The following is a 17,733-nucleotide window of genomic DNA, read 5'->3' as shown; positions in this document are numbered from 1 at the left end:
GGAGGGCGGCCAGGCCGCCGGGCGGACGTCAGGCGTCACGCAGCAGGTCGTGGGAGTCCAGCAGGCGGTAGGCAATTTCCGGGTGCAGCTCCAGGCCCCGGCGAATGGCCGCCGGAATCGACTGGCGGGTCTTGCGGCAGAGGCCGGGCAGCTCGTCGATGAGGATCTCGATGCCACGCATGCTGCGCACTTCGTTGAAGCCGGGGGCGATATGCAGTCGCACGCCGAGCTGCTCGTAAATGCGCCGTTGCATATGCTCGAGGTCTTCCAGGCTGCGGATGTTCTCCAGCCGCTCCAGCAGGCGCTTCTCCTCCTGGCGGGTCAGCAGCAGGATGCGTACATCGGCGCCGGGCAAATCCAGCAACTCCTCACGCCCGCAGTTGCAGGCGCCAGGAGGGCAGGGTTGGCGAGTCGGGAGAGTCGGCGTCATGGCTTCCGATCATAGTCAGCCGATTGCCGGGGTGCCAACAGCGCCCCGAGCCGGTTCAACGCAGCAGTCCGGCAACGGCCTGGAGCACTGTCTCCGGTTTTTCGCGATGGGGAACATGGCCGCAGTTTTCGATGAGCAGCACCCGCGACGGGCCGTCGGTCAGGTGCGCGATCTGCTGAGGATGCAGGTCGGAGCCGAACTCGTCCTGGTCGCCATGGATGGCCAGCACGGGGCAGTCCAGCCGTTCGACTTCGGCTTCCAGTGTCCAGTCGGCGAATTCAGGCGAGAGCCAGGTTTCGGTCCAGGCGTCGAGCACCCAGCGTGCTTTGGCGCCGTGGTACTTCGCCAGTCGCTCGATCTGCCCATCCTGCTGGAAACCGGCCTTGGCTTCGCGGATGCCTTGCAGGGTGCGGTCCTCGACGAAGGCCTGGGCCGATTCGGTGATCAGCGCCAGGCAGTCTTCGCGGTGGCGCGCGGCGCAGTGGGTTGCCATGCCGCCGCCGACACTATGGCCGAAGGCAATGAACTGGCCGATGCCGAGGTGATCCTTCAGGGTGGGGAAGGCCTGGTCGGCTTCGTCGCCAACGAAACCGAGCGACAGTTCGCGCGGATTCGCATCCGAACGACCGAAACCCAGCCGGTCGTAAGCCACTACCGTCTTGCCGGTAATGGCGGCCAGCTTGGTGGGGAACTCGCGCCATAGCTCGACGCAGCCGAGGGAATCATGGAACAGGACAATAGGCGGCTCGTCGAAGGACGGGCTGAGGTGGGCGGGACTCCAGATGCGAACGAACAGACGGCCGTGCAGGCTGTCGATGTGCAGGTCCTGTGTGTGGTGGCTGGGGCTTGGCACGGGTGACTCCAACGCAAGGGACAGGCTACAGGCTGCCAGAAAATTCCGTGGTCGTAACGAGCTAGGGTGCGCTGTGCGCATGGCGCACCCTACGACGAGTGCGTGAGGCGGGTTGACGGGCCAGCCGCTGGTATCGATTGCCGCCCCGTCTTAAGCTTCGTCTTTCACCTCTGCAGGGACCGCTGCCCATGAAAACCGCTCTCCTGATCATCGACGTCCAGCGCGCCATCAGCGTCGGCCAGTACGCTGCTTTCGAAATCGACCGTGTGATCCCCACCATCAACGGCCTGAGCGCCAAGGTCCGAGCCGCGGGACTGCCCGTGGTGGTGATCCAGCATGAAGAGCCCGAAGCCTATTTCCTCTACGGCAGCGAGACCTGGCAACTGGCGGACGACCTGGTCGTGGCAGCCAGCGACATCCGCGTCCGCAAGACTACTCCCGACTCCTTCCACCGGACCGAACTGCAGGAAGTACTTCAGCAACGTGGTATCCAGCGCCTGATCATCTGTGGCCTGCAGACGGACTATTGCGTGGATACCACCGTGCGGCGCGCCCTTTCGCTGGGCTACGAGGTGGTTTTGCCGGCGGATGCCCACTCCACCCTGGACAACGCCGCCATCAGCGCCGCGCAGATCATCGCCCACCACAACGCAGTGCTCGGCAGCATGTCGAGCTTTGGCGTACGGGCAACTGTGGTTCCCGCAGAAACCGTGCAAATCGAGGGCTGAAACCTTCGCCGGGGCGCTATTGCCTACTGGCCGTCGACGATGCGCGGCAGATGCAACGGATTGGCCTCGCGCAGAGCTTCGGGCAGCAGTTCGTCCGGGAAGCCCTGGTAGCACACCGGCCTCAGGAAGCGTTCGATCGCCGTCATGCCCACCGACGTGAAACGACTGTCGGATGTGGCCGGGAACGGGCCGCCATGCACGGAAGCGAAGGACACTTCCTGAGGATGCGCAAAAGCGTTGACCACGATGCGCCCGGTGCGTCTTTCCAGGATGGGGAGCAAACGGCGGGCCAGCATCGTGTCGCTGTCTTCGAGGTGCATGGTGGCCGAGAGCTGACCGCGAAGCGAACGAGCCACGGCAAGCATTTCGTCGGAATCGCCAACCTTCACCAGCAGCGCCACTGGCCCGAATACCTCTCCCGCGAGCCGAGGCTCGGCGAGAAACTCCTGGCCATCGACCTCAAAGAGGGTGGCGCGGCCATCCAGGTCGGCTTTGGCTGCCGTCCCTTCGGCAAGGCGTTGGGCGCCGACGGCTATCAGCTCGGCGAGGCCGCTGACGTAAGCAGCATGGATGGCCGGAGTGAGCAGGGTGCGCGCAGGGGCCGTGCCGAGGCGATCCAGCATGGCCTGGCGCAGCGAGGTGAAGCCCGCGCCGTCGATGGCGATGAGAATCGCCGGTTTCAGGCAAGCCTGGCCCACATTGGCCAGCATGCGCTCGATGAAACCATCGCCGATCGCGCCGCCGCGTTCGGCCATAGCGCCCGGCAGGATGAAGGTCGGGTTGACGCTGGTCATCTCGGTGAAGACAGGGATGGGGTCAGGGCGCTGCTGCGCGCGACGATAAAGCGCCATGCCGCCTGCTTCCGATCCGGTGAAAGTCACGGCCTTGATCAGGGGGTGATCCACCAGGGCCTCACCAATGGTGTTGCCGCTGCCGCGCAGCATCGAGAAGACACCTTCGTGCAGGCCGCTCTCACGCACCGCCTTGCGAACGGCCCGAGCCATGATTTCGGAGGCTCCGGGGTGGGCGTTGTGGGCCTTCACGACGACCGTTGCACCGGCCGCCAGCGCCGAGGCGGTATCGCCACCGGCGACCGAGTACGAAATGGGGAAGTTGCTCGCGCCGAAAATGGCAACCGGACCTGTCGCGATTTTCTGCAGCCGGTGATCCATGCGCGGGCGGGGTTGGCGATCCGGCTGAGCTGGATCGATCGACAGCTGAAGGAAGCGCCCTTTGCGTACCACATCGGCGAACTGGCGGAACTGCGTTGAGGCCCTGCTAGCCTCGCCTTGCAGCTGGGCTTCGGGCAAACCGGTTTCCAGTGCGGCACGGGCAGCGAGGTCCTCGCGAACCTGATCCAGGTTGTCGGCGATGCGTTCGAGGAAGGCCGCCCGCACGGCAAGGGAACTGTGGCTGTAACTGTCGAATGCTTCGTCGGCCAAGGTCGCTGCCTTGTCCACCTCCAGCGCGCCGCCGAAGGCGAAGTCCGGCTCGATGAGCTGGTTGGAGGTGGGGTTGAGTGCTTTCATGGTCCCCTGGCGGGCGGGGACGTCACTGGCGCCGATGATGAGGTTTCCGGTCAATTCCATCTCTTTGTCACCTGAGTAAGCGGGGATTGGCGTCGTTTCGACGCACGGGGCCGCCACCTGGAACGGCGGCGACCAGGCTGGACGGTCAGTTGGCGAGATTCGCGATGAGCTCGCTCGTCGTCACGATGGAGTGAGCGAAGGTGGGACCGTTCAGCTCGTGGGCGGCGTGCATCATGTCGTGTCGGAAGGCGGCGGTCGCATCACGCACCAGCGTGACGTGGTAGCCGAGTTCCGACGCGAAGCGGGCGGTTGCCTCGATGCAGGTGTTGGCCAACAGGCCGACGATGATCACGTGGCTGATGCCGCGCTGCTTGAGGCGGAAGTCCAGGTCGGTGTTGGCGAACCCGCTGGAGCCCCAGTGCTCGGCGATGATGGTGTCGCCTTCGCGGGGTGCGAAGTCAGGGTGCCACTCGCCACCCCATTCGCCGCGGGCGAAGTGGTGGCCGTGCATGATCTTGCACTGGGTGGGCGTCGGGTGGTCCCAGCTCTCGTAGTCGCCCGGTTCCCAGCGCCGGTGCGGCACGATGAAGACGGGGATACCGCGCTCGCGAATCGCACGATCAAGCGTACGCAGGTTGTCCAGCAACCCGACTTCCGAGGCGATGGGCTCGATCAGGGGGTAGATGCGCCCGCCTTCAGAGAGAAAGTCGTTGTACGGGTCGACTAGCAGGTAGGCCGTTCTGGCGATGGGATAGGGGGTGTTCGACATCAGTGAGTCCTCGCGGTTAGGGGATGTCCATTGCTTCCCGAATTGACTTTGTTCGTTGTTGCTATGAAAATCATATTTACAAAATCAGCCTCGGGAGACGCTATGTCAAGCGCCAAAAAAACTGCTGAGACCCTGTGCCCGGTTTCCCGCGCCGAAGACCTGGTGGGCGACCGTTGGACGGTGTTGGTCCTGCGTGAACTGTTCATGGGAAACCGCCGATTCGACGAAATCCAGGCGCAGACGGGCGGTACGCCACAGATGGTTGCCACGCGCCTGAAACAGATGGAAGCGGATGATCTGGTACTGCGCACGCGCTACAACGAGCGTCCGGTGCGCTACGAGTACCAGCTCACCGCCAAGGGAGAGGCCTTCTATCCGGTGATCCTCGCCCTGCGCGCCTGGGGCGAGCAGTGGTGCAAGGCGCCGGAGGAGGGCATTGCCGTGCACTTCACGCACCGGACCTGCGGGCAGGCCGCCGGACTTGGGCCGTTGTGTGATGGCTGTGGGGAGGTCCTGCGGCGCGAAGACCTGATAGGCGAGCAGAATCCCGTCTATGCCGAGGAGCGCAATGGCCGACGCGAGTCCTTCCGGGCTGCGCGGGGCGCGGCGTCGAAGGACGACTGACGATCAGACCCGCTGCCGCTTCGCCAGAAGGAGCACCGCCAGTACGCCACACAGCAAGCCAAGGGACACTGGCATCCCCGGATGTCCCATCAGTTGCATCACCAGTCCGGTAGCGGGCGAACCCAGCATGCCCCCCACACCCCACACCAAGGCGAAGGCCGCGTTACCCGCCATCAGGGTTCGACCGCTGAAGCGCTCGCCGAGCTGGATCAACGACATGGTGTAGATCCCGAACGCGAATCCGCCCCAGACGAACACGAACGGCCAGATGAGCCACGTGTTCAGGGCCCATGGCAGCAGTACGCAACCGATGAGCGAAGCCAGGGCGCAGACCAGCATGGTTCGTTTCGAACCGGCCTTTTCAGCCACGCGGCCGAGCACGACCTGCAGACCGGCATTGCCCGCGATGTAGCAGGTGATGAGCGACGCGATTCGCTCCTCGGAGCTACCGAGCGCGGCGCCGTAGACTGCGAACAGGGAAAGCAGGATCTGCTCGAAGGCGGCCGCAGCGAACACCGCGAACAACAGGAGCGGCGCCAATGCGATGAATCCGCCAACCGATTTTGCCTCGCCTTCTTGGGGCATCTTTGGCAGGCGCGGCACGACCGCCAGCACGATCATCCCGCAGATGAGAAAGGCCGTGATGCCGATCAGGAAGGGCGGCCAACCCTGGGTGCCGACAATCCCAAGGGACAGCGGGCCGAGGGCGAAACCGGCCGAAACGATCGATGAATAAAGACCCAGGATGCGGCCACGGCGGGATGCGGGCGTGATCGCCATCAGCCAGGTTTCGCTGATCACGTAGAGCGGATTGGCGAAGAAACCGAGCAGAAAACGCAGCGGCATCCAGGCCCAGATGTGCTGCGTCCAGGCGATTGCGATCAAGGCGAACGCGGCGAGTATCGAACACAGGATCGCCAGCCGCCCTCCGCCCATGCGCTGTACCAGGGCCGGAATGAAGGGCGAGGACACGATGAAACCCAATGGGGTCATCGCCGCCGACAAGCCGATCAGGACGGGCGCCGTGCCCTGTCGTTCGAGAATGAAGCTGAGCAGCGGATAGGTCAGCCCTTGCGCCATTGCGAACACTGAGACGGTTGCGATGATGCCGGCCAACGCGGCCCATGGAATCCGGCCCTTTGGTGCTGATGCCGCACTTTCAGCCGTCATGCGGACCTCGTAATGGGACGATCCGGTGTCATTGCAGCTTTCACCTCATTCCTGCCAGAAGGGTTTGGCGATTTCTCTCTCGGCCTGACGCCGGGTCAGGCCGATATCCTCGATCAGATGGGGATTGGCCTTCGCCATTCGCTCAAGCTCAAGCCGAAAGCGTTTCCGCTCGCTCCAGGTCGCGATCATGCGGCGAGGGTGCGCCAGGTTGTAGCGCCGGTGCCACACTTCCGCCGGCCACGGGTGGGGAGTATCGTTCATGGCAGCCTCCTTGGGGTGTGAGGACCCGGAGGCCCTCGACCTGTCAGAGGTTGAATTCTGCGAAATGCGCGCAGCAGCGTAATTAAGCTCTTCCTAATAGTTCTCAAATCTTCCAAATGGGGTGCAGGTGCGTCGTATGCAGGGATCGCGCTTTGCATTTGGTCCGTTCGTTCTGGATTCCGCCGCGGGAACGCTTCTGCGGAATGAGGTTCCCGTTGCCATTGGCTACCGCGCGCTGCAACTGCTGGCAGCGCTCGTCGCGCGCCCCGGTGAAATCCTCGGCAAGGCCGAGTTGATGGATGCGGCGTGGCCCGGCGCGGTCGTCGAGGAAGGCAATCTCACCGTCCAGATCGCGCTGCTGCGTAAGTTGCTCGGTCCGGCCGCCGACGGTAGTCAGTGGATCGCCACCGTGCCGCGTGTCGGCTACCGCTTCGTCGGGGCTGTCCAGCAGCTTGGCAGCGCACGAAGACCCTTGCCCCTGCCCGACAAGCCATCGATCGCCGTGCTGCCATTCATCAATCTCAGCAACGATCCCGAGCAGGAAACCTTTGCGGATGGGCTGACCGAGGACCTGATCACTGATCTGTCCAGAAATTCCGGCCTGTTCGTCATCGCGCGCAACTCGGCCTTTGTCTACAAGGGCAAGGCCATGGATGTGCGCGGGATTGCCCAGGACCTTGGCGTGCGCTACCTGCTGGAGGGGAGCGCAAGGCGCGCCGCAGGGCGTGTGCGCATCAATGCACAGCTGGTGGATGCGACCAATGGCGATCATCTCTGGGCGGAGCGCTTCGACCGCAGCCTGGAAGACATATTCGCCGTACAGGACGAGGTCACCGGCAAGATCGTGCAAGCATTGCTCGGTCGGCTACGCGAACCCGCTTCGCGCCGGCGGCCGGCGAATATCGAGGCTTATGACCTCTGCGTGCGGGCGCGCAAGCTGATGGATGACTCACCGCAGACGGCGCAGGAAGCGCACCTGATGCTCACGCGCGCCGTCGCACTCGATCCGGGGTATGCCGAGGCCTATCGCTGGCTCGCCATGAACCACTGGATGGGCTGGGTGCATAGCGGCGGACCTACGGAACCAGACCGAGATGCCGCCCTGGAGCTGGCGCGCAAGGCGGTCTCACTCGACCCCGACGATGCCGGTTGTCGCTGGGTCCTGGCCTACCTGCTGGCCTATGGACGCAGCTTCACCGAGGCGGATGCCGAATTCGCCAGGGCGATCGCGCTGGACCCCAACGAGGCCGACACCTGGGCGGCGCTGTCCGATATCGCGGTCCTGGCCGGGCGGATCGAGGAGGGCCTTGAGTACATCCGCAAGGCATTCCGCCTCAACCCCTTCCCGGCGAGCTGGTACTACCTGGCGCTCGGCCAGGCGCAGTACGCCGCCGGCGATTACGAAGCCGCCATCGAGACTCTGCGCCGGGATGAGACCTATCGCACCAGCTCACGCCGCTTCCTGGCCGCAAGCCTTGCCCAACTCGGCCGGCTCGACGAGGCGCGCGCGGAGGTCGAGCTGTTCCTCGTCGGCAACCCGCTTTTCACCATTGGCCACTGGGCCTCGAGCGAGCCATTACGTGATGCTGCGACGCTCGAGCATTTCGTTGACGGCTACCGCAAGGCCGGCCTTCCGGAGTGACCGGTCCTCAGCGCCCGCCAGCGCCGCCGCGAGAGCGCTCGGAACTTTCCACCAGCACCGCTTCAGCGAGGCTGTTGAGGCGTTGCCAGAGCGCTGGAGAAATCTCCATGCCGTTTTCCAGGGCCTGTTCGCGGGCGAGGGCGAAGTTATCAGGGCTGACGAACCGCTCGCTCCGTTTGGCCACGACCTCACCGACCGGCTGCGGCTGGGCAGCCGTGCCGAGCATCAGGCTCAGCGATTGCCGTGTCGCCTGAGGTGAGTGTTCCGAAAGCGTGCAAGTCAGGTAGCTAGGGTGAGAGGCGCCAGCTTCGATCCAGGCGAGGTGGCGCTGCACCGGTGAGTGGCCGTTGTCCCAACTGGCCTGGGCCCAGAGGCCCCTTTGGGCGCAATCCGCCAGCAGTTTGAGCACGAACTTACGGTTATGGCAGTTCTGCACCTCAACGCGAAAAGCGGGCTGCTCCACAGCCTGGACGCAGGCCAGTTCCAACAGTGCCGGCAAGCAGTTCAAGGCGCTGCGTCCGTGGCAGTCAGCGTTCAGGCTACCCGGTTCGTCGGTAACGAGTTCGGTCGCGGCGCGATCACGGTCGGCGACCAGTTCCAGTGCTCGCTCCAGTTCGCCCAGACCATCCTCGCCATGCAATTGCAGCCAACCAACCAGGGCGGCCGCGTCTTCATAGTGGCCCGGCGTATAACCCATGCCCTCGAACACCCGCTTGAGCAGGGAAGTCAGTTCATTGGCGGAAATCAGCATGGATTTTTCTCCTGGGTAGGGGCCAGTGGCAGGAACCAGTCATCGTCGAACGGCTGGCCGATGTCTTCCAGCACGGGAGCACCCTGGAACATGGTGTTGCGGACCCACAGGCGCGAACGTGGGTCGAACTTGCTCACTCCGAAGAACGACAGCTTGCAGCGCAGCAGGTGCATGGGCAGGACGTCTCGGTCCAACAGGTTGGCGCGGATTTCGCCGTAGTGGGTGGTGGCCATGCCCTGGATGCGGCGGACGATGCTGCGTTGTTCCGGGTGGCAGAGCAGGAAGCGCGCGACCTTGTGCTGCGGGTATTGCGCGAGGTAATTCGTCAGTTGCCGATGGCATTGCTGGACCAGGTAACCGATACCCAGCGGCATCTGCTTTTCCCGGCCCTCGTCGAGGCTGCAATTGCCCAGGCGCGGTTCCTGCTTTTCCTCGGAGCGGTACCAGAAGGTTTCCTGTGCACCGTCTGCGTCGAAGTCGATGGCCAGGGCCCAGTCGTATTTCGTCTCGATCAGCGCTTGCAACTGCTGTGCGGACATCTCCGGTTGCAACTGGAATTGCTCGGGCAAGGCGAGGCGATCTTCCAGCTCATCCACGAGCTCAGGGTACAGTTCCAGCAAAATGCAGTTGATCAGCTCCTGCCCCTGCAGGCTGGCGTGGCCAAGGGCCCAGTCCTGCAACACTTGCCAGTTCTCCAGCGGATGCGCGCCGAGCCAATCGTGGAGGGCGCGCAGATCCGCCAGTACGCGCTGGTTGTTGCCGGTCTGCCACTCGTCCTCCGTAAAGGTTTCCTCGATATGGCGGATGGCCCGGTCAACCAGTTTCGGGACGCGCGCCAGCTCTGCCGGTGCCGCCGGGCTGGCGAGAATACGGGCCAGCGCCAGTTCGCGCATTTCGATCCAGCGGCTGATCAGTTGCGGGTGGTTGATCAGGTAGGGTGCCATGCCGAGGCCCGTGGAGTTGCCGATGCCGAAGTAGCGCTTGATCGTCGGCTCGAAGGGTACGGCGGTGGTTGGCGAGCGGCGCCGGGCAATGTGCTCGGCCTGTTGCAGGCTGAAGTTGCGCAGCATGAAGCAGGTGAACATCTCGGCTGAAAAAGGACGGGCAAAATCCGGGTGTTTGCGGCGGACCTTCTCCCAATCGGCCATGCCCAGTTTGCCGCTGCCGTAGACGGCGGTTGTGCGATACAGGTAGCCGACCTGGGCAATCCTGGCGATTTCCGGCTGCTCGCCACGGGCCAGGGCATCCACCACGCTGTCGAAGTTGCGCATGCTGCGGTTGGCGCGGGACAGCACCATCACCTTGGCGTCGAGCCGGCCTGCCTCTTGCAGTGGCACGTTCTGGCGCAAGTAGTCGACGTAGGCGTTATCCACGTCGCCCTCGCAGAGGGCCATGGTCAGGTCCCATTCGCTGGCGATGACGCGGTCATTGCGTTTCTCCGGGGCCAGGTACTGCGAGAACAGAACAAAGCTGAACAGGTCGCCGCGGGTGCGGATGCGGTAGATCACCGTGCCGTAGCCGTCGGCATCCAGTTCGAAGCGTTGCGCCTCGATCTGCCAGCGCTCACGCATGATCCGGCGGACCAGGCTGCGCATGAAGCTCAAGCGGCTCTGATGCAGGCTGCCAAGCCGTTCCAGGTCCATGACCAGGCTGGCAGGGCGCATCTGCAGGATCGCGGCTTCGGGCAAGCCCGATTCCATCATTGAAGGGGTGCTCATTCTGGGGCCCTCAACTGGCGTGTCCGCATTCCCGGGCCAGTTGGCAACCGGAAGCGGCTTGTTATTGATCTGCCGTCGATGGTGGGACAGGAGGCTCCCCGGAGCAATTCAGATCGCCCTATCGTCCGATAAGGAATCCTTATTCAAATGGCATGCTCGATCAGCATGGCTATCGCCACTCGTCCGGGTCGAGTTCGTTGTCCCGCAGGATGAATTCGTACAGGGCCTGGGCCGCTACCGGCAACGACCGGTTGGCCAGGCGGACGATTCCGATGTCGCGGGTTACCAGCGGGTCCGCCAGGGGGATGAAGCACAGTTGGCCGGGTTCGGCGGGGAAGGCGAAACGGGGCAGGGTGGTGATGCCCATGCCTGCTTCGATCATGGCCAGCAGGGAGATCATGTTGGAGATGTAGAACTGCGAATCGGCCACCAGCTCCTCGGCGCGGGTTCCGCTGAGCAGGCGCGAGGTGCCGTTGGCGATCAGGCGTTCGCCGCGCAATTGTTGCCAGCCGACCTCTGTTTCGGCAGCCAGCGCATGGTCCTGATGGCAGACCACGCCGATGCTGTCTTCCCAGATGGGGATGAAGCGAATGTCGCTCTCGGTTTCCCAAAGGCTGGAGATGCCGAAGTCCACCTGCTGGTTCTCCACCATGGTCAGGACCGCCTCGGAGTTGTCGTCGAACAGGCTGACATGCAGGTCGGTGGCGTCGCCTATGAAGCGCGCGAGGATGTCCGGCAGAAGTCGACTGGCAATCGACGGTACGGACGCGATGCGCAAGTGGCCGGACTTGTACTGCGCGATCAGGTTCATGTCGCGCACCACGCGGTCGTGGTGTTCGATCAGTTCCTTGGCGTAGGCGAGGAACTGGATGCCAAAGGGCGTCAGCTCCGGCTTTGTGACCCGCGCATTGCGTTTCTCGAACACGGGTTGGCCCAGCTTGCCTTCGAGGTCGCGGATGGACAGCGAAATGGCTGGCTGGGTTCGGTGTGCCCGCTCGGCCGCCGCATGGAACCCCTGGAGCTCGGCAACCCAGACGAAGTGACGCAGTTGCACGATCTTCAGGTCCGGCAGCATGGTAAGTTTTCCTTATCAACCAATATTCACAACTAATTTTAGTTTATCTGAGACGGCACCTACCATGCGCTCAAAGCGAGAACGGAGGTGCACATGTCCAGCAAGATTTTCAGCAACTACATCGGCGGCGTCTGGGTTGAAGGCGGCTCGAGTATTGCGAACCGAAGCCCTGCCAATGTCGAGGACGTCGTGGGTCACTACGCCCAGGCCAATGCCTCGCAGGTGGATCAGGCGATTCGCGCCGCCACCGCCGCTCAGCAGGTCTGGGCACGCAGCGGACTGGAGGAGCGTTACCAGGTGCTCATGGCGATCGGCAACGAGCTGATCGCACGCAAGGCCGAACTCGGCGAACAGCTGTCGAGGGAGGAGGGCAAGACCCTCGCCGAGGGCGTCGGCGAGGTCTATCGCTCCGGGCAGTTCTTCCACTATTACGCCGCCGAGGTGTTGCGGCAGCTGGGCGAGACAGCGGATTCCGTTCGTCCTGGCGTGGAGATCGAAGTCCGTCGTGAGCCGGTTGGCGTGGTCGCCATCATCACCCCGTGGAATTTCCCGATGGCCACGGCCGCCTGGAAGATCGCCCCGGCCCTGGCCTTCGGTAACGCAGTAGTGTTCAAACCGGCCAATGCCGTGCCGGCGAGCGCCTGGGCGCTGACCGAAATCATCGCCCGCCAGGCCCTGCCGGCCGGGACCTTCAACCTGGTCATGGGCAGCGGAGCCGAGGTCGGCGAGCGCCTGATCCAGTCCACCGGGATCAATGCCCTGAGTTTCACCGGCTCGGTGGAAACCGGGCGCCGGGTCGCCGCCGCCACAGCCGCCAATTTCGTGCGCTGCCAGCTGGAAATGGGCAGCAAGAACGCCTTGGTAGTGCTCGACGACGCCGACCTGGCGCTGGCCGTGGAGTGCGCGGTGAACGGTGCGTTCTTCGGCACCGGACAGAAGTGCACGGCATCGTCCCGACTCATCGTCACCGAAGGCGTGCACGACCGCTTCGTCGAAGCGCTGATCGAACGCATGGGACAGCTCAAGGTCGGCCATCCGATGCGTGAAGGCGTGCAGATCGGCCCGGTGATCGACGAGCGCCAGCTCGCGCAGAACCTCCGTTACATCGAGGACGCCAAGGCCGAAGGCGCGCGCCTGGTCTGCGGTGGCGAGCGCATTACCGAGGAGCATGAGGGCTACTACCTGCGCCCGGCGCTGTTCGTCGACACCCGAAACGATATGCGCATCAACCGCGATGAGGTCTTCGGCCCCATCGCCTGTGTCATCAAGGCGCGGGATTACGAGGAGGCGCTGGCCATCCTCAACGACACGCGCTTCGGGCTCACGGCCGGGATCATGACCCAGTCGCTCAAGCACGCCAGCGACTTCAAGCGCCGCGCCAACACCGGCTGCGTGATGGTCAACCTGCCCACCGCCGGCACCGACTATCACGTGCCCTTCGGCGGTCGCAAGGATTCCAGCTTCGGCCCCCGCGAGCAGGGGCAGTACGCCCGCGACTTCTACACCGTGGTCAAGACCGTCTACGTGCGTCCCTGAGGGAGAGAGCGCCATGCAAGAGCTTTTGATGATCGACGGCCTGCAGTATTCCAACTGGAGCCCCGAGCTGTTCCGGCAGATGCAGGAGGGCGGGCTGAGTGCCGTCCACGCCACCATCGCCTACCACGAGACCGCCCGTGAAACCCTGTCGCGCATTGGCGAATGGAATCGCCGCTTCGAGGCCTTCCCGGAACTGATCCGTCCGGTGCGGCAGGCTTCGGATATCCGCCTGGCCCACCAGGAAGGACGGGTCGGGATCTTCTTCGGCTTCCAGAATTGCTCGCCCATCGAGGATGACATCGACCTGGTGGAAATCTTCCGCCAGCTCGGCGTCTTCATCATGCAGCTGACCTACAACAACCAGAGCCTGCTGGCCTCGGGATGCTACGAGAGAGAAGACAACGGCATCAGTCGCTTCGGCCGCCAGGTGATCGAGGAAATGAACCGTGTCGGCATGATCATCGACATGTCCCACAGTGCCGAGCGCAGCACCCTGGAGGCCATAGAACTGTCGACGCGGCCGGTGATCATCTCCCATGCCAACCCCACCAGCTTCCATGCAGCCAAGCGCAACAAATCCGACGCGGTGCTGCGCGGAATCGCCGAGTCGGGCGGCCTGCTCGGCTTCAGCACCTATCCCTTCCACCTGCGCGGCGGCTCGGCGTGCCGGCTTGAAGACTTCTGCGACATGGTCGCGCGCACGGCAGACCTGATGGGTGTGGAGCACATCGGCATTGGTACCGACCTCTGCCAGCAGCAGCCGCTGCAGGTGCTGGAGTGGATGCGTAACGGCCGCTGGAGCAAAGCCAAGGACTACGGCGAAGGTTCCGCAGATAACGCCGACTGGCCAGCGCCACTGCAATGGTTCCGCGACAGCCGTGACTTTCCCGTCATCGCCCGCGGGCTGCGCGAGCGCGGCTTCGTCGAGGACGAGGTGCGCAAGATCATGGGCCTGAACTGGCTCGACCTGCTGGAGCGCGGTATCGCGCCGCAGCAGTGATTTCCTGACTCCCCCCAACGTGAGGACGCCATGAACAAGAACAAGAAAAGAGCCTCGACCTTCTCCCACCCTGGAGTTGGCCTGCGCCTGACGACACATCACCTTGATCCGTTGCCTCCGGAAGGCAGGAGCGAAACGCGTCCACCGTGCTGACGTTGAGTTCCGCTCCATTCCTGAACCCATGGTCATTCGCTCTGCCGAGTTCGATTCGGTAGAGCCAGCGCAACAACCTGGAGGCATCATGAAATTGTTCCCGACCCAGACCGTAGGCAGCGAACCGATGAAGTGCACGGCACTGCAAGGCGTCGATTTGCCCCTGTTCGTCATCACTGGCGGCTTCCTGCTCGCCTTCCTGATTGCGGCCCTGGTGGATATCGACGCGGTTTCCGCAATGGTCAACACGCTGTTCGCCTGGTCGACGAAAGCCTTCGGGCTCTATTGGCAGGTGCTGATGCTGGCAACGTTCCTGGTCAGCCTGGGCATTGGCTTCAGCAAATGTGGCCGCGTCCGCCTGGGTGGCATCAACCACAAGCCTGAGACCAGTACGTTCAATTGGATCGCCGTGATCATGTGCGCACTGCTCGCCGGTGGTGGTGCCTTCTGGGCCGCCGCCGAGCCCCTGATGCATTTCGCCAGCCCGCCGCCCCTGTTCGCTGGCGTTCAGCCGAACACTGAGCAGGCGGCCCATGTGGCCCTGGCGCAGTCGTTCGTGCACTGGGGGTTCCTGGCCTGGGCTGTGCTCGGCAGCCTGCTGGCGATCGTCCTGATGCACCTGCACTACGACAAGGGCCTGCCGCTGGCGCCCCGTACGCTGCTGTACCCGTTGCTGGGTGAGCGTGCGCTTAAAGGACCGATCGGCAACCTGGCCGACGCCACCTCGATCATCGCGGTGGTTGCCGGCACCATCGGCCCGATCGGTTTCCTCGGCCTGCAGATCAGCAACGCGCTGAATGCTGTATGGGGTCTGCCGAGTGACCTGCTGACCCAGTCCATCACCATCATCCTGGTGACGGTCATGTACACCACGTCCTGCCTGGTGGGGCTAAATGGCATCCGCATGGTCAGCGAAATCAACGTCTGGCTGATGATCGGCCTGGCTTTGTTCATGATCGTGGCGGGGCCGACCCTGTTCATCCTGTCCGGTTTCCCGGTGGCTTTCGGCCTGCAACTGGAACACTTCCTGCCGATGACCCTGTACCGTGCCGATCCGAAATGGCTCGACTGGTGGACGGTCTTCTACTGGGGCTGGTTCATCGGTTATGCGCCGATGATGGGGCTGTACGTGGCCAAGATTTCCCGAGGCCGCAGTATCCGCCAGATCATCCTGACCCTGTCGATCATCGCTCCGCTGGTCACCATGTTCTGGTTCACCGTGGTCGGTGGCACCGGTATCGGCCTGGAGTTGCAGACCCCCGGTATCGTCACCAGCCACGGCACCCAGCCGGAGGCCATGCTGCTGGGCGTTACCCAGAGCCTGCCGCTGGCGGGACTGGTCTCGGCGCTGTTCCTGTTCCTCAGCTTCATCTCGGTGGCCACCAACGGCGATGCCATGGCCTACACCGTGGCCATGGCGATGACCGGCAACGATTCGCCGAAGAAGTGGCTGCGTGCCTTCTGGTGCATCGGCATGGGGCTGGCGGCGGTGGTGCTGATCACCATCGGCTCGGGCGGAGTCTCGGCGCTGCAATCCTTCATCGTCATCACCGCTGTTCCCGTCTCCCTGCTGATCCTCCCTGCGCTCTGGAACGCCCCGCAGATCGCCCGTCGACTGGCCCGGGAACAGCAGGTCTAGTCCCTTGGGAGGGCGCGATGCCCGTCGCCCCTCCATTTTTTCTTCCCATGCTGGAGAGCTAAATGAAACAGTCCGTGAGTACCCGTTTGTTCCCGTCCAAGGCCCCACTGGAGTGGGCCGTGATCGGCAACGGGACCTTGTACACGGCGCAGATCCCCATCGATGTCGAAGGGCGCGTGGTGGATGGGGGGATCGAAGCCCAGACACGACAGACCCTGGACAACCTCAAGCACACCCTGGCCTGCGCCGGGCTTGGTCTGGATGCCGTGACCCAGGTGCTGATCTACGTGACCGACCGCAGCTACCTGGCGACCGTGAATGCGGTCTATGCCGAGTATTTCTCTGCTCCCTATCCGAACCGTGCCGCCATGGTGGTGGCCGGGTTGGCCCGTGAGGAAATGCTCGTGGAGCTGGTGGTCTACGCGGTGGCCTGAGCGGCCGCAGTCTCCAGTCCGCTCTGGTGATCCCGGACGACTGGTTTTCCGCTCGCCGATTGTCCCGGCGGCGACTCCAACTACGCTTGAACCTTGTACGTGCGCTTTTCCGTCACAAGCGGACAGGCGCCCGTACCCTTTTCGCCGTATGGCCTGACCTGGGAGCTTGGGATGGAATGGTTGCTCGACCCGGAAATATGGGTGGCCTTCTTTACGTTGACCGCACTGGAAATCGTCCTCGGTATCGACAACATCATCATGATCGCCATCCTCGTGGGTCGAATGCCGCCCCACATGCAGGCGCGCACCCGCTTCTTCGGCCTGGCCCTGGCGATGGTGACGCGCATCCTGTTGCTGCTTTCCATTTCCTGGATCATGCGGCTCACCGCCGACCTGTTCCAGGTGGCTGGGCAGGGGATATCCGGGCGTGATCTGATTCTCTTCTTCGGCGGCCTGTTCCTCCTCTGGAAGAGCAGCTCCGAGATGTACCAGGGCCTGGAGGGCGACGAGGAAGACTTCGACGAACCCAGGAGCCTTGCCGGCGGGCTCGTCGGCACCATCATCCAGATCGCCCTGATCGACATCGTCTTCTCGCTGGACTCGGTGATTACCGCTGTCGGCATGGTTTCCAACGTGCCGGTGATGGTTGCTGCCATCGTGGTCGCCGTGTTGGTGATGATGCTCGCTGCCGGAACCATCAGCGCCTTCATCGACAGGCACCCGAGCCTGAAGATGCTGGCGCTCTCGTTCCTGGTGGTGGTCGGCACGGTGCTGATTGCCGAGTCGTTCGATGTTCATGTGCCCAAGGGCTACGTCTACTTCGCCATGGCCTTCTCCCTGGCCGTGGAAGCACTCAACATCCGTGCCCGCACGGCCCGCGGCCGCAAGGCGGCGGAACCGGTGAAGCTGCACAGGGAGATGAAGGGGGAGTGAGTGTTGGCCGTCTTGAGTCGAGTGCGTCTCGTGCACTAGGGGCCTTACGGCTGCCGAGTCCTACTGTGGGGCGTGCAGCGAGGGCAAAGGCAAGTCGCGAATAAAAAAGCCCGCCAAAACAGGTGTTGGCGGGCGAATCAGGCGGGAACTAGAGCCAGCGTCCCCGCCCGGGGAGTATTCAGCTGAGCAACATCCCCGTACTTGCCTTGAGGCGGTATTGCGCCTGCAGGCGCAGTACGTAGCCGAGCTTGATCGAGGTCGGTCCGAGGATGGTCAGCAAGTGCGCCAGTACCAGCCAGCCCATGGACAGGTAGGCGTCGAAGCCATAGGCCAGCAGGGCCCCGATCACCAGCATGGCCATGCCACTGATCAGCAAGTGGCTGGAAAGCTTGTGGACGCGTTGGGGGGATTCGAAAAAGGCGAACATATCCATTGCTCCAGCAGAGGTTGCGGTCTGCTTGGCAGGCGTCCGTGACGGGGTCACGGAC

General features: G+C 63.6%; 18 protein-coding genes. 8 read left to right on the top strand and 10 right to left on the bottom strand.

The genetic code is table 11. The features are described from left to right. Positions 1-28: 28 nt before the first annotated feature. Positions 29-430 carry a hypothetical protein gene (locus E8E75_RS17615; protein WP_120650868.1) on the bottom strand — a complete coding sequence of 134 codons (402 nt, stop codon included), beginning with the start codon at positions 428-430 and terminating at the stop codon, positions 29-31. Positions 431-485: 55 nt separating this feature from the next. Then, on the bottom strand, positions 486-1,283 hold the full coding sequence (locus tag E8E75_RS17610; protein ID WP_120650869.1) for an alpha/beta hydrolase: 798 nt from the start codon (positions 1,281-1,283) through the stop codon (positions 486-488). Between the two features lie 188 nt (positions 1,284-1,471). Here E8E75_RS17610 and E8E75_RS17605 point away from each other — a divergent pair, with 188 nt between their 5' ends. After that, entirely contained in the window at positions 1,472-2,011 is a 540-nt protein-coding gene (locus tag E8E75_RS17605) for a cysteine hydrolase family protein (protein WP_280359487.1), read from the top strand. Between the two features lie 23 nt (positions 2,012-2,034). On the opposite strand, the gene E8E75_RS17600 is transcribed toward E8E75_RS17605, so the two are convergent. Next, the gene (locus E8E75_RS17600) at positions 2,035-3,600 is read right to left on the bottom strand and encodes an aldehyde dehydrogenase (NADP(+)) (protein ID WP_280359486.1); all 1,566 of its coding nucleotides are present in this window, start codon (positions 3,598-3,600) and stop codon (positions 2,035-2,037) included. A gap of 85 nt (positions 3,601-3,685) precedes the next feature. After that, entirely contained in the window at positions 3,686-4,309 is a 624-nt protein-coding gene (locus E8E75_RS17595) for an isochorismatase family cysteine hydrolase (protein WP_120650872.1), read from the bottom strand. Between the two features lie 102 nt (positions 4,310-4,411). Between E8E75_RS17595 and E8E75_RS17590 the strand changes: the two genes are divergently transcribed. After that, positions 4,412-4,933 carry a helix-turn-helix domain-containing protein gene (locus E8E75_RS17590; RefSeq protein ID WP_280359485.1) on the top strand — a complete coding sequence of 174 codons (522 nt, stop codon included), beginning with the start codon at positions 4,412-4,414 and terminating at the stop codon, positions 4,931-4,933. Positions 4,934-4,936: 3 nt separating this feature from the next. Here the strand turns inward: E8E75_RS17590 and E8E75_RS17585 are convergent, their stop codons facing one another. Next, positions 4,937-6,103 (bottom strand): MFS transporter, encoded by a 1,167-nt coding sequence (locus tag E8E75_RS17585; protein ID WP_120650874.1) that lies wholly within the window; start codon positions 6,101-6,103, stop codon positions 4,937-4,939. A 45-nt stretch (positions 6,104-6,148) separates the two neighbouring features. Continuing rightward, a complete protein-coding gene (locus E8E75_RS17580) occupies positions 6,149-6,364 on the bottom strand; it encodes a DUF1127 domain-containing protein (protein ID WP_120650875.1) in 216 nt (71 codons plus the stop codon). Positions 6,365-6,500: 136 nt separating this feature from the next. Between E8E75_RS17580 and E8E75_RS17575 the strand changes: the two genes are divergently transcribed. Then, complete coding sequence (locus tag E8E75_RS17575; RefSeq protein WP_120650876.1) at positions 6,501-8,006, top strand: winged helix-turn-helix domain-containing tetratricopeptide repeat protein; 1,506 nt, start codon at positions 6,501-6,503, stop codon at positions 8,004-8,006. Between the two features lie 7 nt (positions 8,007-8,013). On the opposite strand, the gene E8E75_RS17570 is transcribed toward E8E75_RS17575, so the two are convergent. From E8E75_RS17570 to E8E75_RS17560, 3 genes are all read right to left on the bottom strand, one after another. Further along, entirely contained in the window at positions 8,014-8,757 is a 744-nt protein-coding gene (locus tag E8E75_RS17570) for a DUF3726 domain-containing protein (protein WP_153921872.1), read from the bottom strand. After that, positions 8,751-10,457 carry a hypothetical protein gene (locus E8E75_RS17565; protein WP_218584186.1) on the bottom strand — a complete coding sequence of 569 codons (1,707 nt, stop codon included), beginning with the start codon at positions 10,455-10,457 and terminating at the stop codon, positions 8,751-8,753. The genes E8E75_RS17570 and E8E75_RS17565 overlap by 7 nt, the downstream gene beginning before the upstream one ends. A gap of 187 nt (positions 10,458-10,644) precedes the next feature. Beyond that, positions 10,645-11,550 (bottom strand): LysR family transcriptional regulator, encoded by a 906-nt coding sequence (locus tag E8E75_RS17560; RefSeq protein ID WP_120650879.1) that lies wholly within the window; start codon positions 11,548-11,550, stop codon positions 10,645-10,647. Positions 11,551-11,643: 93 nt separating this feature from the next. On the opposite strand from E8E75_RS17560, the gene E8E75_RS17555 reads away from it, so the two are divergent. The 5 genes from E8E75_RS17555 (at position 11,644) to E8E75_RS17535 (ending at position 17,245) form a co-directional block, all read left to right on the top strand. Further along, complete coding sequence (locus tag E8E75_RS17555) at positions 11,644-13,086, top strand: aldehyde dehydrogenase family protein (protein ID WP_120650880.1); 1,443 nt, start codon at positions 11,644-11,646, stop codon at positions 13,084-13,086. Positions 13,087-13,099: 13 nt separating this feature from the next. Then, a complete protein-coding gene (locus E8E75_RS17550) occupies positions 13,100-14,086 on the top strand; it encodes a dipeptidase (protein ID WP_280359484.1) in 987 nt (328 codons plus the stop codon). Between the two features lie 280 nt (positions 14,087-14,366). After that, positions 14,367-15,878, top strand: coding sequence for a BCCT family transporter (locus E8E75_RS17545; protein ID WP_348530024.1), 1,512 nt, complete (start codon positions 14,367-14,369; stop codon positions 15,876-15,878). Between the two features lie 62 nt (positions 15,879-15,940). After that, positions 15,941-16,312: a RidA family protein gene (locus tag E8E75_RS17540; RefSeq protein WP_280359483.1), complete on the top strand. Its 372-nt coding sequence runs from the start codon at positions 15,941-15,943 to the stop codon at positions 16,310-16,312. Between the two features lie 171 nt (positions 16,313-16,483). Then, positions 16,484-17,245 carry a TerC family protein gene (locus E8E75_RS17535; RefSeq protein WP_120650884.1) on the top strand — a complete coding sequence of 254 codons (762 nt, stop codon included), beginning with the start codon at positions 16,484-16,486 and terminating at the stop codon, positions 17,243-17,245. Positions 17,246-17,423: 178 nt separating this feature from the next. Here E8E75_RS17535 and E8E75_RS17530 read toward each other — a convergent pair whose 3' ends face one another. Beyond that, positions 17,424-17,672, bottom strand: a complete 249-nt coding sequence (locus E8E75_RS17530) for a transmembrane sensor/regulator PpyR (protein WP_120650885.1) — start codon at positions 17,670-17,672, stop codon at positions 17,424-17,426. Positions 17,673-17,733: the final 61 nt, after the last annotated feature.

Origin of the sequence: Pseudomonas sp. BN606, assembly GCF_029873115.1 — a bacterium.
Lineage (GTDB): Bacteria > Pseudomonadota > Gammaproteobacteria > Pseudomonadales > Pseudomonadaceae > Metapseudomonas.
This window is presented reverse-complemented; position numbering and strand designations above follow the sequence as displayed.

Excerpts from the sequence above, each read along its gene's own strand:
- E8E75_RS17615 (WP_120650868.1), bottom strand. The coding sequence starts at position 430 with ATGACGCCGACTCTCCCGACTCGCCAACCCTGCCCTCCTGGCGCCTGC.
- E8E75_RS17605 (WP_280359487.1), top strand. The coding sequence starts at position 1,472 with ATGAAAACCGCTCTCCTGATCATCGACGTCCAGCGCGCCATCAGCGTC.
- E8E75_RS17600 (WP_280359486.1), bottom strand. The coding sequence starts at position 3,600 with ATGGAATTGACCGGAAACCTCATCATCGGCGCCAGTGACGTCCCCGCC.
- E8E75_RS17595 (WP_120650872.1), bottom strand. The coding sequence starts at position 4,309 with ATGTCGAACACCCCCTATCCCATCGCCAGAACGGCCTACCTGCTAGTC.
- E8E75_RS17590 (WP_280359485.1), top strand. The coding sequence starts at position 4,412 with ATGTCAAGCGCCAAAAAAACTGCTGAGACCCTGTGCCCGGTTTCCCGC.
- E8E75_RS17585 (WP_120650874.1), bottom strand. The coding sequence starts at position 6,103 with ATGACGGCTGAAAGTGCGGCATCAGCACCAAAGGGCCGGATTCCATGG.
- E8E75_RS17580 (WP_120650875.1), bottom strand. The coding sequence starts at position 6,364 with ATGAACGATACTCCCCACCCGTGGCCGGCGGAAGTGTGGCACCGGCGC.
- E8E75_RS17575 (WP_120650876.1), top strand. The coding sequence starts at position 6,501 with ATGCAGGGATCGCGCTTTGCATTTGGTCCGTTCGTTCTGGATTCCGCC.
- E8E75_RS17570 (WP_153921872.1), bottom strand. The coding sequence starts at position 8,757 with ATGCTGATTTCCGCCAATGAACTGACTTCCCTGCTCAAGCGGGTGTTC.
- E8E75_RS17565 (WP_218584186.1), bottom strand. The coding sequence starts at position 10,457 with ATGGAATCGGGCTTGCCCGAAGCCGCGATCCTGCAGATGCGCCCTGCC.
- E8E75_RS17560 (WP_120650879.1), bottom strand. The coding sequence starts at position 11,550 with ATGCTGCCGGACCTGAAGATCGTGCAACTGCGTCACTTCGTCTGGGTT.
- E8E75_RS17555 (WP_120650880.1), top strand. The coding sequence starts at position 11,644 with ATGTCCAGCAAGATTTTCAGCAACTACATCGGCGGCGTCTGGGTTGAA.
- E8E75_RS17550 (WP_280359484.1), top strand. The coding sequence starts at position 13,100 with ATGCAAGAGCTTTTGATGATCGACGGCCTGCAGTATTCCAACTGGAGC.
- E8E75_RS17545 (WP_348530024.1), top strand. The coding sequence starts at position 14,367 with ATGAAGTGCACGGCACTGCAAGGCGTCGATTTGCCCCTGTTCGTCATC.
- E8E75_RS17540 (WP_280359483.1), top strand. The coding sequence starts at position 15,941 with ATGAAACAGTCCGTGAGTACCCGTTTGTTCCCGTCCAAGGCCCCACTG.
- E8E75_RS17535 (WP_120650884.1), top strand. The coding sequence starts at position 16,484 with ATGGAATGGTTGCTCGACCCGGAAATATGGGTGGCCTTCTTTACGTTG.
- E8E75_RS17530 (WP_120650885.1), bottom strand. The coding sequence starts at position 17,672 with ATGTTCGCCTTTTTCGAATCCCCCCAACGCGTCCACAAGCTTTCCAGC.